This is a genomic window from Mesorhizobium sp. B2-5-11, assembly GCF_006440835.1.
Taxonomy (GTDB): Bacteria; Pseudomonadota; Alphaproteobacteria; order Rhizobiales; family Rhizobiaceae; genus Mesorhizobium.
Map to the genome: position 1 here is coordinate 233,723 of NZ_VFUK01000005.1, position 12,058 is coordinate 245,780.

14 protein-coding genes are annotated in these 12,058 nt (G+C 62.4%); 4 read left to right on the forward strand and 10 right to left on the reverse strand.

Annotation, left to right across the window (positions count from 1 at the left end; translation table 11 throughout):
• Window positions 1–143: 143 nt before the first annotated feature.
• Window positions 144–857, reverse strand: a complete 714-nt coding sequence (locus tag FJ490_RS17730; RefSeq protein WP_348640074.1) for an MgtC/SapB family protein — start codon at window positions 855–857, stop codon at window positions 144–146.
• Window positions 858–1,006: 149 nt separating this feature from the next.
• On the opposite strand from FJ490_RS17730, the gene FJ490_RS17735 reads away from it, so the two are divergent.
• The gene (locus FJ490_RS17735; RefSeq protein ID WP_140513580.1) at window positions 1,007–1,624 is read left to right on the forward strand and encodes an NAD(P)H-dependent oxidoreductase; all 618 of its coding nucleotides are present in this window, start codon (window positions 1,007–1,009) and stop codon (window positions 1,622–1,624) included.
• A gap of 98 nt (window positions 1,625–1,722) precedes the next feature.
• Here FJ490_RS17735 and FJ490_RS17740 read toward each other — a convergent pair whose 3' ends face one another.
• Window positions 1,723–2,004, reverse strand: a complete 282-nt coding sequence (locus FJ490_RS17740; protein WP_140496145.1) for a hypothetical protein — start codon at window positions 2,002–2,004, stop codon at window positions 1,723–1,725.
• A gap of 364 nt (window positions 2,005–2,368) precedes the next feature.
• On the opposite strand from FJ490_RS17740, the gene FJ490_RS17745 reads away from it, so the two are divergent.
• Complete coding sequence (locus FJ490_RS17745) at window positions 2,369–2,707, forward strand: DUF427 domain-containing protein (protein WP_318012459.1); 339 nt, start codon at window positions 2,369–2,371, stop codon at window positions 2,705–2,707.
• Between the two features lie 77 nt (window positions 2,708–2,784).
• Here the strand turns inward: FJ490_RS17745 and FJ490_RS17750 are convergent, their stop codons facing one another.
• Genes FJ490_RS17750 through FJ490_RS17760 form a run of 3 tightly spaced genes read right to left on the reverse strand, consistent with a single transcriptional unit; the run spans window position 2,785 to window position 4,638 of the window.
• Complete coding sequence (locus FJ490_RS17750) at window positions 2,785–3,201, reverse strand: HD domain-containing protein (RefSeq protein WP_140513578.1); 417 nt, start codon at window positions 3,199–3,201, stop codon at window positions 2,785–2,787.
• A 13-nt stretch (window positions 3,202–3,214) separates the two neighbouring features.
• Complete coding sequence (locus FJ490_RS17755) at window positions 3,215–4,270, reverse strand: ATP-dependent DNA ligase (RefSeq protein ID WP_140560377.1); 1,056 nt, start codon at window positions 4,268–4,270, stop codon at window positions 3,215–3,217.
• The gene (locus tag FJ490_RS17760; protein ID WP_140556685.1) at window positions 4,222–4,638 is read right to left on the reverse strand and encodes a GFA family protein; all 417 of its coding nucleotides are present in this window, start codon (window positions 4,636–4,638) and stop codon (window positions 4,222–4,224) included. Before FJ490_RS17760 ends, FJ490_RS17755 begins: the two co-directional genes overlap by 49 nt.
• Before the next feature lie 238 nt (window positions 4,639–4,876).
• Here FJ490_RS17760 and FJ490_RS17765 point away from each other — a divergent pair, with 238 nt between their 5' ends.
• Window positions 4,877–5,485, forward strand: a complete 609-nt coding sequence (locus tag FJ490_RS17765) for an isochorismatase family cysteine hydrolase (protein WP_140522250.1) — start codon at window positions 4,877–4,879, stop codon at window positions 5,483–5,485.
• 19 nt (window positions 5,486–5,504) lie between these two features.
• Here the strand turns inward: FJ490_RS17765 and FJ490_RS17770 are convergent, their stop codons facing one another.
• The 4 genes from FJ490_RS17770 to FJ490_RS17780 all read right to left on the reverse strand — a co-directional run bounded on the left by FJ490_RS17770 (window position 5,505) and on the right by FJ490_RS17780 (window position 9,121).
• Window positions 5,505–5,948 carry a PPC domain-containing DNA-binding protein gene (locus tag FJ490_RS17770; protein WP_140522248.1) on the reverse strand — a complete coding sequence of 148 codons (444 nt, stop codon included), beginning with the start codon at window positions 5,946–5,948 and terminating at the stop codon, window positions 5,505–5,507.
• A gap of 145 nt (window positions 5,949–6,093) precedes the next feature.
• A complete protein-coding gene (locus tag FJ490_RS32715) occupies window positions 6,094–6,258 on the reverse strand; it encodes a hypothetical protein (RefSeq protein ID WP_181165226.1) in 165 nt (54 codons plus the stop codon).
• Window positions 6,259–6,359: 101 nt separating this feature from the next.
• On the reverse strand, window positions 6,360–7,958 hold the full coding sequence (locus FJ490_RS17775) for a DHA2 family efflux MFS transporter permease subunit (RefSeq protein ID WP_140736538.1): 1,599 nt from the start codon (window positions 7,956–7,958) through the stop codon (window positions 6,360–6,362).
• The gene (locus tag FJ490_RS17780) at window positions 7,955–9,121 is read right to left on the reverse strand and encodes an HlyD family secretion protein (RefSeq protein WP_140728513.1); all 1,167 of its coding nucleotides are present in this window, start codon (window positions 9,119–9,121) and stop codon (window positions 7,955–7,957) included. Before FJ490_RS17780 ends, FJ490_RS17775 begins: the two co-directional genes overlap by 4 nt.
• Before the next feature lie 39 nt (window positions 9,122–9,160).
• Here FJ490_RS17780 and FJ490_RS32720 point away from each other — a divergent pair, with 39 nt between their 5' ends.
• Entirely contained in the window at window positions 9,161–9,433 is a 273-nt protein-coding gene (locus tag FJ490_RS32720; RefSeq protein WP_181165225.1) for a hypothetical protein, read from the forward strand.
• Between the two features lie 107 nt (window positions 9,434–9,540).
• On the opposite strand, the gene FJ490_RS17790 is transcribed toward FJ490_RS32720, so the two are convergent.
• The gene (locus FJ490_RS17790; RefSeq protein ID WP_140728514.1) at window positions 9,541–12,009 is read right to left on the reverse strand and encodes a membrane-bound PQQ-dependent dehydrogenase, glucose/quinate/shikimate family; all 2,469 of its coding nucleotides are present in this window, start codon (window positions 12,007–12,009) and stop codon (window positions 9,541–9,543) included.
• Window positions 12,010–12,058 lie beyond the last annotated feature (49 nt).

Sequence of the window (12,058 nt, forward strand, 5' to 3'; positions counted from 1 at the left end):
CGAGGAGGGTCGATCGGGATGAAGCGCGACAGGGACAGCAAGCCATCGCCTCGAACAGTGTTGCGTGTTCAAAGCGCGAAGTCCGGATTTGTTCCGGCTCCGGTCGAATCCGAGGCAGGGACGAGGACGCATCGCTGCCCTGCCTATGGTCGGGGACCTTTATCGCTGATCGCGTCAAACCGTTCGATGTCGTAGCGCGGACTGATCCGCGCCAGTATCTCGACGGAGGGTTTGGCCGCGTCGGGCTGTTTCCAGCTCAGCTCGAAGGAGAATACGAACCGGCCGCGCTCGATGTCGTGCTGCATTCCGAGAAAGCGCCAGCGATAGCCCAGCGGTTGAACCAGCGCGTCGAGGTCAGGCGGAACGCCGTTCGCCGACGAGATCGCCAGGATCGCATGATGGGTTCGTGGGACCCACAGATCGACCTGCTTCAGCACCTGAAGCGTTATCAACGTCAAAACCGTCCCCGCTGTGCCAAGTGCCAGTTGCCCGCCGCCGAAGGCGAGGCCGATTGCGGTCATGACCCACAAGGTGGCGGCCGTGGTGACACCCGTCACGAAATCGCCGCGGCGGAGAATGGCTCCGCCGCCAATGAAACCGACACCCGTCAGCACGCCCAGCGGAAAACGGAGCACGTCCATCACACTGAACGAATCCGCATCCTTGCCACCCACCTCGAGCAGGATATTGGCCTGCATCATCGCGATCGCGGCCGCCAGGCCGACCAGGATGGTTGTTCTGAGCCCGGCGGTGTGGCCGCGGGCTTCCCTGTTCATTCCGATGATCACGCCGGCAACAAAAGCAAGAGCCAGGCGCAGGGCTAGGTCGGTCAAGGTTGGATGAAGCGGCATGGTCATAGCGGGGACGACTCACGCAATGGGCTCGTTCTCCAACACCGCGGAGCGTTCGATGGTTCCCTAGGTGGAAGGTGAAGCTTCTTGTCGGGTTCAGGCAACCCACGACGTCCCGGTGCGTTTGGCACAGAACGCACTCGGGAGATCTTTCCATGCCGCTCACCGCCTTTGCGCTCAATTGCACCTTGAAGGCCTCCGACGACGCCGAGAAATCGTCCACGGACCGCCTGCTGGCGGATCTGCTGGCGGCAATGGTGCCGCATGGGGTCCGCGGCGAGATTGTTCGCGCCCTCGACCATGACGTCAAACCCGGCGTGCTGTCGGACATGGGCGAGGGAGACGGTTGGCCGCAGCTCCGCAGGAAGATCCTCGACGCCGACATCTTCGTGCTAGGCCTGCCCATCTGGCTCGGCCAGCCGTCGAGTGTCGCCAAGCGCATCCTGGAGCGCATGGATGCGTTTCTATCGGAGACCGACAAACAAGGCCGGATGCCGGCCGCCGGCAAGGTCGCGATCGTGGCGATCGTCGGCAATGAAGACGGCGCTCACGCCTGTCACGCGGCGTGCTTTCAGGCGCTAAACGACGTCGGCTTCACGATTCCTGCCAATGGCGGCGTGTATTGGGTTGGGCAGGCTATGGGCGACGTCAACTATGTCGACCTGCCCGGAACGCCGGAAGCCGTGGTCGAGATGATCGAAATGACGGCTTCGAATGCGGCCCATCTGGCCAGCGTGCTGAAGGAAAGGCAGTATCCCGGCGTCGGAAAGTGAAGAGATTTTCGTGACGCACGGAGTGCCCGTTGCCCTGACACCCTCGGCCACTCGATGGTTGCCGGGCGCCAGCAAGATCAGTGTCGGCGCCCTTGGGGTCAGGGCTCGTCAAAAGGCCCGGCTCGCCTGGCCAGATCGCGCGATATGGCACCTTCCTCTTCGTCATCGGGCAATGCCTCGTCGCTGTTCTGGTAGGCGTTGTCATCGTCCTCCTCCGGCAGGTCGCCTTCCTTCTCGACGTCGACGACGGCGTCGACATTGTCGGACACCTTGTCTGGAAGAACCCTGCCGCCCTTGATTGCATCCCAGTCCGCCTGCTGGATTGCCGGGGCTTCAGTTTCGTCCCGTTGTTCGGATCGTTGCTTCTTGCGCGGTTCCATCTCATGTCTCCGATATGAACGGGTGCCTCATGTGGCCCCTTTGTCGCCAGTTGCGTCGCTTTCCGCCGCCAGAACTCGGCTATCCTGATGGATCGTGGAATCGGAAAGGCTAACGGATAACCGCCGACCCGGCCCGTTGTTCCTCTCAGTGGGATCGGTTGGTGTTCCGCCTTGGGCCTGGGATGCAGCATCGCGGGGTAGCCGCCGCATTCGCGCAACCAATCCCGCATTACCTCGTTTTGCCTTTGAGACCGGCCCTTGAACTTTACCAATTGGAAATCTCAGAGACACTCAAATGAACCCTTCAGCCGAGCCCCGATCACCGTCGGGAAACAATCTCCATATTCAGCCTTTCCATGGAACGGTGACTGTCAGATTCTCCGACGCCATCATCGCCTCCACCGAACATGCGCTGCAGGTCCAGGAAACGGGGAGGGATCCTGTGTTCTACATCCCGTTCCAGGACATCTATTTCGACCTGCTCGAGAAAACCGATACCACCTCGATATCGCCAAAAGGCACTGCGAGCTATTGGCGCGTGCATGCCGTTGGCGGATCGGCGGATGATTTCATGTGGGCGTATGAAGAGCCCGAGGCGCCTGTCCGGGTGCTTGCTCGCCACGCCGCCTTCGATCCCGGCAAGGCTCGCATAGACGCCGATCCCGCTGAAGACGAGCGCCACACGCCTCACATAGTGGAATAGCAGGACAGCGGCAGGATTTATCCAAGGGAACCGATTCCATTGGGTTGTCGTGCGATGACACCGGGCCCAGGTCGCCTTCACGCTGCGCGGTCTTCGTCGAGAATGCGCAGGCCCTCTTCAAATTTCGCGAGGGGAATCCCGGCCCGCCGCGCTTGCCACAGGTTGTCGGCCAGATCCGCACGCTTGACCGGCCGCGCCAGGGGATTTGACGCAGCCCGGCGCACGAAAGCGATTTCATTCTCGCCAGGCCTCTTCGTCAGCGCATCGACCGCAGCGACAATCGAGGGACCAAACCCCGCCGATTTCAGCCTTGTCCTTGTCCAGCCTTCCCCTTTTTCGAGGACGTCATGCAGATAAGCCACGATCTTCTGGTCAAGGGTTTCGACCGTGTCGACCACGCGCCTGCAGTGTTCGATATAGGGTTGCCCGGTCTTGTCGGTCTGCGATCGATGCGCGTCCTCGGCAATCTTGGCCGCGCGGTAGAGCATGCTCATTGCCAGCCTCCCTTCATTCAATCTGTTCGAACCCGCATTGCCGGGGCGCCTTGTCCGGCCGCCATCGCAGCAGTTTCGTTCCATGGCGAAACCGATTGCCGGTGACGTGATCGAAACGGACTTCGACCACCAACTCCGGCCGCACGGGCTCCCACTCCCCGCTGCGTTCGGTGCTCCAGCGGCTCGGCCCGCCGGGAGCCTTGCCGGTAAAGCCGGGTCCGCCTCTCAGGTTCTCGAGCTTCGCGGTAATTTCTGCCCTGTCGTCCTTGCCGATCGTCGACGTAAACCCGACATGGTCGAGTTTGCCGTGGTCGTCATAGAGACCGAGCAGCAGGGATCCGACCTGGCTGCTGCCCGTCAGGTAGCGGAACCCGCCGACGACACAGTCCGCGGTGCGCAGCCGCTTCACCTTGATCATGGTGCGCTCGCCCGGCCGATAAGGGTCCATCAGCAGTTTGGCGACAACTCCATCGGTGGAGCCGTGGCCGGCCTCGCCCAGCCAGCGCCTGGCGGTGGTCACGTCGGTGGTGCGCGGCGACAACCGCAACGAGGAAACGCCCGACCTCATGACGAAGCGCTCAATCGCGGCCCGTCGTTCCGTCAAGCTCTTGTCGAGCATGATCCCCCCGTCCGGATCGGCGAGAATATCGAACAGGACGAGACGGGCCGGGGTTTGCGCGCTCAGCATGCGAATCCTGCTTTCGGCAGGGTGAAGCCGCATCTGCAAGGCCTCGAAGGAAGGATCGCCATTCACTTCGATGACTATCTCGCCGTCAAGAACGAAAGACTGGGTATCGAGATCGCGCAACAGTGTCGTTATTTCCGGAAAATACCGGCCGAGCGGCTTGCCGGACTTGGCCCTGAGATCGACGCTTGCGGTGCCTTTGAAGGCCAGGCAGCGGAATCCGTCCCACTTCGGCTCATACTGCCAGAGACCGTCGTCGCCCGGCAGTGCGTCGGCCGCCTTGGCCTCCATGGGGCGGGTATCCAAAGGCAGCGGAAAAGCAGCGGCCACGGCTTCTACCACCGCTCTTCGGCGTCGTGGTGCGGCAGGTCCACACCGCAGCATGTCCATCCGAGCCGTTGCGCGGATCCGTAATTGTAGCGTGGCTCGAGATCGGCGGGATCGTCGAAGGTTCCCACATGCAGGGCGATCTCATCCGGCGATGCATCGTAGGCCAACGCGACGGGCGATCCGCAGTCGCGGCAGAAGCTTCTTTGTGCGATGGGTGATGACCTGCGGCAGAAAGGCTTGTTGGAAAGCCATTCCAAGCTGGCTGATGGTACCCACGCCAGGACTGCGAACGCACTGCCGGTCGAGCGTCGGCACATGTCGCAGTGGCAATAGTGAGTGCGCGGCCTGGAGATGGTGCGATAGCGGACGTTGCCGCACAGGCATCCCCCGGTTCGTTCTCTCATTTCTTGCTGCGCGACCATTGGCCGATCTCTCGAACCTCGATGCTGGTCAACGTTCCACCGATGATGTGGTTTCCGAGAGCCCGAGGGGAACGAGTTTCGCTGCCTCGCGTTTGGTCGGCACTCGAGAAACTGGGGACTAGCGCAAGGATGTCGACTTGAACGGAACCCCTATGCGGCTGGCATGTGCGTTCAGGTATCCGTCCCTGGCCGCCTTGTGCCGGCTCGACGCCGAAGACGACAAAGCGGGTCGCTGCTGATGTCGGCTCCGGGTCTGGCATATGGACCTCTGGGCGATCATTGTGCCCATCTGTGTGTCGACATGCAGCGGCTGTTCGCCGAGCCGTCGGAGTGGGCGACACCCTGGATCACCCGTGTCCTTCCCCGGATCGTCAGCCTTGCCGAAAGATATCCTTCACAAACGATCTTCACTCGCTTCCTTCCGGCGCGACGCCCGGGGCAGGGCACCGGCACCTGGAAGCGGTACTATGAACGCTGGGCATCGATGACCATCGACAGGATCGGCGAGGAGATGATCGAACTCCTGCCGCCGCTGGCGGCATGCTGCCCGCCGGCGATCGTTGTCGACAAGCACATCTACTCACCGTGGCCCGAAGGGCATCTGCACACGCTGCTTTCATCCCGCCGGATCGACACTCTCGTCATCACCGGCGGCGAGACCGACGTCTGCGTTCTGGCGACAGTGCTTGGCGCGATCGATATCGGCTACCGCGTGGTTCTGGTGACGGATGCCCTGTGCAGCTCTTCGGATGCAACACACGACGCGCTGATGACCGTCTATCATCAGCGGTTCGCGCAGCAGGTCGAAACGGTCGAGATGGAGACGGTTCTTTCCAACTGGACCTGATCTCGAAGCAATGTCCAGGTCAGGCGCTCAGGTCGATCAAGGCGATGCCGAGATCGGCGTGTTTCGTGCGGCGCAGATGAGCGGGGGACTCGACCAGTGTGACCTCCAGGGTCGGTCGCACGACGCCGCCCAGCAGATGTCCGCCCCGCGTCGCTCCGTCGCTCAGTCCGAGCACGGCATGCAGGTGGAGGCTGGGCTTGCCGTCATCGCCCAGGGCAATGTCGCCGATCGCGCTGAGAACCTCGCACTGCTCGTTGACCGGTATCTTGCGATAGTCCTTTGCCTCGAAATCGAACCAACCGACCGCTGCTCGCTCGAACGCGCCGAGCGCGGTCAGCGATGCGCCGTCGATCTGTTCTTCGCTGGCAAAGGCAGTGAGCACCCCAATCGCCTCTTCGCCAGGCTCGAGCACCACCACGAAGGTCCTCTGTCCCGCGACTTTCGAAACCAGTTTCGATTTCATTGCCGTTGTCCTGTGGCCAAGGTGCAGAAACCTTGGCGGTGAATTTTCAGGCCGGCCCACTTATTCGAACGAACCGTTCGCGTCCCGGTTCCATATTGCGGCAGGCGCGCGGCGTCGAAGCGACCGGCAGTATCCGCCCGAACGCCTACCCCTCAGCCTTGAAGTTCTTGGCTTCCTTTTTCACCTCTTTCCTGTCGTTGTCGTGCTTGCGGATAAGATCTTTCGCCTGCTTGGGCGAGACGTCGGTCGTTTCGGCCAGATGCACGGCTTCGCGATCTTCGTCTTGTGGCCGGATCTTTTCCTTGGCCATCGGTCTGTCTCCTTTTTTCCGTGTCATGGGACGTAACCAGACAAGCGCCGCCCGGTTCCATGAAACTGCCTTGCTCGAGGGAGCGCCTGCCTCGGTAGAAGCTATTTCGCGGAGGAACTCGACTTGGGAGAGCGCAGCAAAAGTGCGAGCGGCACGAGCAGGGCGGTCGCGATCGCGGAGTAGCGAAACAAGTCCACGTAAGCCAGAAGCGTCGCCTGCCGGCCTATCGTCTGGCCAATCCAGCCGACCGCCTGGACTTTCGCCTCGACCGCGGGCGAGCCCTGAGCGACGAAATAGTCGGTCATGCGCCGAAGCATCTGCTGATAGACAGGCGAGGACTGCGCCGTGTTGCCGATCAGATGGGTCTGATGCAGTTGTGCGTTCTGCGCCACGACGGTGTTGGAGAGCGATACGCCGACGCTGCCGCCGATATTGCGGGCGACATTGATCAGCGCCGAGGCCTGGTTGGTCTTTTGCGGCGGCAGGCCGACATAGGCGGCCGTCGAAATGGGGATGAACAGGAAGGGAAGCCCTACCGTGATGAAAATGCGGGCATAGGTGAAATAGCTGAAACCGGCATTCGGCGACAGCGAGGTCAGGTGCCACAATCCCACGGCAACCGCCGACATGCCGATCATGATCAGGTATTTCGGCTGCACGAAGCCGGAGGCGAAGCCGGAAATCGGCATCAGCATCAGCATGGCGATGCCGCCGGGCATCATCGAAAGCCCCGAAAGCGTCGCGGTGTAGTCGAAGGTGGTCTGCTGGAGCTGCGGCAATATCTGCGTTGTGCTGAACAGCACCGCGCCGACCGCCATCATCACCAGGAAGGATGTGCCGAACTGGCGGGTGAAAACCAGCCGCATGTCGACGATCGGATCGCGATGGCGAAACTCCCAGGGGATCAGGAAAAGGAACGAGACGGCCGAGATCACGGCGAACGTCGTGATGAAGCCCGAGGCAAACCAGTCGTTGCGCTGGCCCTCGTCAAGGAAGATCTCAAGGGATCCGAGCGCCAGCACGACGAAGATGAAGCCGACCCAGTCGATCTTGAGGCCATCCTTCAGCCTCTCCTGGCGCTCGCGCTCCAGCACGTCTGGTTCGACCAGCAGCCATTGCACAAGGGCCAACGACATGATGCCGAAGGGCACGTTGATGAAGAAGATCCAGTGCCAGGAGAAATGGTCGGTCAGCCAGCCGCCGATGGTCGGCCCGACCGTCGGTGCAACGATGACGGCGATGCCGTAGAGCGCGAAGGCCTGCGAGCGTTTTTCGGGCGGGAAAGTATCGGCGAGGATCGACTGCTCGCTGGGTGCCATCCCACCGCCGCCCAGTCCCTGAAGGATGCGAAACAGGATCAGCATTTCCAGGTTCGGCGCGAGGCCGCAGAGCAGCGACGCGAGCGTGAAGGTAGCGACGCAGATCATGTAGTAGCGTTTGCGGCCGATCACGCCGGCGAGCCAGCCGCTGATCGGGATGATGACGGAATTGGCGACCAGATAGGTGGTGATGATCCAGGTGCTTTCGTCCATTCCGGCCGCGAGGCTGCCGGCTATGTTGCGCAGCGCCACATTGGCAATGGACGTATCGAGCGCCAGCATGAAGGTGGCGATGGAGACGACGATGGCGATAAGCCAGGGATTGCGCCCGCCCGCGGCGGACCGGCTTTCGCCCGCTTGCGCGGTCGCCTGGCCGGTCATCGCACCTTGACCGTCGGCACGACGGACATGCCGGGCCCGAGCAGCAGGCCGGTCTTCTTGTCGAAGACGATCTTCACGGGCACGCGCTGCACCACCTTGACGAAATTGCCGGTCGCGTTCTCTGCGGGCAGCAGGCTGAAAGCGGTTCCGCTGCCGGCCTGGATGCTGTCGACGTGGCCCCTGAAGGTCTGCTCCGGGTAGGCGTCGATATCGATCTCGACGGGCTGGCCAGGCCGCATAAGGTCGAGTTGTGTTTCCTTGAAGTTGGCCTTCACCCACACGTTCTCGGGCACGAACATCATCAGCACTTGCCCCGGTTGGGCATATGCGCCCACGGCGGCGGATATGTTCGTCGCCCGTCCGGCCACCGGAGCGGTGATCGAGGTGCGGGAAAGCGCGGTGCGGGCCTGCTCTTCGCTGGCATGGGCCTGGTCGAGTTTTGCCGCCACGCTTTTGCGCTGGGCCTCGAGGACGGCGACTTGTCTCTGGGCCGCCACGACGTTCGCCTGCGAGCTGTCGAGCGTCGCCTGGGCCTGGCGAAGCGTCGAGGCAGCCTGTTGCGCCTGCTGCAGCGTTCCGGTTCCCTTGGCAAGCAATTCGCTGTTGCGCTGATTTTCGGCTTTCGCGAAATCAAGCGCTGCCCGGCCTTGCGACACCTGCTTCTGGGCTTGGTCCACCTTGGCCTGCTGCGCTTCGATCTGGGCTGCGATGTCGGCGGTTTCGGCGTCGGCCTGCGCCACCTGCGCCTGAACCTGCTTGAGGGATGCCTGATAATCCCTGTCGTCGATGCGCAGCAGGACGTCGCCGGCCTTTACGCTCTGATTGTCGGTCACCGCCACATCGGTGATGCGGCCGGCGATTTCGGCACCTATGGTTACGGTACGGGCGTCGATGAAGGCATCGTCGGTCCATTCATACTGTCGCGCCTGGAGCCACCAGATTATCGCTGCGGCCGATGCCAGCAGCAGAACAAGGATGACCGCGGCGGTGACGTAGGGGTGCCGCCTGAGCGAGCCGAACAGGCCCTCTTTGTTCCCGGCGGAAGCATCGAGGTCCTGTTTCGGTTGTGGGCGCGACGAGGCGCGCTTCGGTCGTGCATCGGGGCGACGTTTTGTTTGAGGTCTTTCGTCGACCGGTGCGACGTCTGGAGAGTTCGTGTCCACGTTAGCGGTCCGCGGTAGGGTTGGTGCGGCAAAGGCCGCGTGCTGGAAGGACGTAAATCAACGGACCCGCGTCCGAAAAAGTTCCTGTTTCAGATTGAGCGTTTGTGGCCGGCCGCGCTAGGCGAAGTGCAGCAGCATCATCACCAGCACGATGCCGACAAGTCCCGCAATGAAGACGATACGGCGCGTTCGCGTTCGCAGGATAATCTCGCCTTGCCGCGCATCCTCTGCGGAAAAACAGGCCCCTCCTTGTCGGGATCGTTGCTCATGAGCTGCTCCTTCCGACGAATTTGGAGTGTCTCAGGCAGCTAAACCTGCTCATCCCGGCAAGGTTCCCCAGAAATCACGGGGCTGACGGCCGGGGTCACGCTTTGCCAGCCGACAAGCGCAAGCCAGTCCGGGCCACGCCGGGAGCGCCATCAGTCGGCCGGCAACGCATAGGCGATCACGTCGTCGCCGACCTTCGTCTCCATGAAATGATGACCGCCGGGCGCGATGACGACATATTGCCGGCCGCCGACCTCATAGGTCATCGGGGTGGTCTGGCCGCCAGCGGGCAGATCCGTCTGCCAGACCACCTTGCCGGTCTTGATGTCGATGGCGCGCAGCTTGTCGTCCGTCGCCGCCGCGATGAAGATCAGGCCGCCGGCGGTCACGAGCGGCCCGCCATTGTTTGGCGTGCCGATATCCAGCGGCAGCATGGACGGGATGCGCCAAGGGCCATTCTCGACCGCCTCGCCGAGCGGCTTGTCCCAGAGCGTCTTGCCTGTCTTCAACTCGATGGCACGGATATGGCCGTAAGGCGGCTCGGAACAAAGCAGCCCCGTCGAGAGGCGCCAGCCCGCGTTGACGGCAATGGCGTACGGCGAACCCATCTGCGGGTCACCCATGTCCTTGGCCCTTTTCGAAGCGCCGCCCTGTTCGATCGACCTGAAGCCTATCTGGTCCGCCTTTTGGCGCGGTATCAACTGATCATAGTTGGGCATGTCGTTGTAATTGGCGACCAGGATGCCGGCGTCGGTGTCGACGGCAACGCTTCCCCAGTCGGAGCCGCCATTGTAGCCGGGATATTCGATGAAAGGCTTGTCCACCGTGGGGGGCGTATATTCGCCCTGGTAGGAAGCCTGCCGGAACTGGATGCGGCAGTAGAGCTGGTCGAGCGGACTCATGCCCCACATATCCTTCTCGGTCAGCACAGGCTGGTCGAGATGGGCATAGCCGGAATAAGGCTGCGTCCTGGACAATTTCTCTGGTTCGACGCCGCCCGACGGCACCGGCCGTTCTTCGACCGGGAACAGCGATTTTCCGGTCTTGCGGTCGAGCACGTAGATCTGGCCCTGCTTGCTGGGCACGATAATTGCGGGAACCTTTCCATTAACTGACGGAAAATCGACGAGCGTCGGCTGCGAACCGAGGTCATAGTCCCAAAGGTCATGATGAACGGTCTGAAAATGCCAGACCGGCTTGCCCGTCGTGACATCGATGGCGACGATTGAGGAATTGTATTGGTTTTCGAAGTCCTTGCGATCGACGCCGTAATAGTCGACGGCGGCGTTGCCGAGCGGCAGGAAGACATAGCCGAGCTGCGGATCGGCGGCGGCCACGGTCCACATGTTCGGCGTGCCGCGCGTGTAGGTATCGCCCTGGGGCGGTGCGCCCGTGCGGTCCGGATGGCCCATGTCCCAAGCCCAGACCAGTCTCCCCGACATCACGTCATAGCCGCGCACGACGCCTGACGGCGCATCCTCGGCCTGGCCGTCCTGCACCTGGGCGCCAAGCACGGCAATGCCGCGCACGACGGTCGGAGGCGCCGTCACCGAATACCAGCCGGGCACGGTTTTTCCGAGCCCCTGGGTGAGATCGACGACGCCCTGCTGGCCGAAATCGCCACATGCCTTCCCGGTCCTGGCGTCGATGGCAATCAGCCTTGCATCGAGCGTGCCCCACAAGATGCGTGTTGCGCATGGTCGATCGGCGCTTGCGCCTGGAACGGCGTAGTAGGCGATGCCCCGGCAACTGGCGCCGTATGGTATGGCGGCGTCGGATATCTTCGGATCATAGCGCCACTCCTCCTTGCCGGTTGCCGCGTTGGCCGAGATGACGATGCCCTTGGCCGAACATGCAAACAGGTGCCCGTCCACTTCGAGGGGGGTGTTTTCCGGGGAGTATTTGTCGGTCGCCGCCTTGCTTGGCATATCGCCCGTGTGGAAATCCCAAACTTTGGTCAGCTTCGCGACGTTGTCGGCGGTGATCTGTTTGAGAGGCGAATAGCGGGTGGCAAGTTCCGAGCCGCCATAGACGGGCCAATTCGGTCCAGCCTGGTGTATCGCGACATCGGGCTGAGGGCTGACCGGAGACTGACCAGATGCGCTTCCTGCGGCGGGTGGCGTGACCGGGGCAACCGGGGATGCCTCCTGGGATTGTGCCGAGGGCGTGAAATGCTGAAGCCCGATCGCGCAGCCGACAATGAAAAGGGCAGCGGATGCGGTCGCGCAGCCGCGGTCGCGAACCCGTTTCGCGTGCCCGGCGCGAAAGGCAGGCAAGGTCAAAAGAACGAAGATCAGGATGACCGTCGGCGCGAGCACCCGGGGCATCAACCCCCAGCCGTCCATGCCGACTTCCCAATAAGCCCAGGCGAGCGTCGCGATCCAGGTCAGGACGTAGAGCCAGACTCCGGCGGCATTGCCGCTCAAAAGCAAAACACCCGACGCCAGGAGAGCCACTCCGGTGGGCAAATAGTACCAGGAGCCGCCCAGCGCGACGAGCCAGGCGCCGCCTGCGCCGATCAGCAAACCAAGTATTGCCAGCAGCACACCCACGAACATGGTCCACCAGAAGGCGACGCCGGAGCGACGCCTGTCGGCGAGATTCGGATTGGCAGAGGTCATGACAGCATTTCCATTACGACAGGCTCATGATTGTTTCGAACGCTGGCCG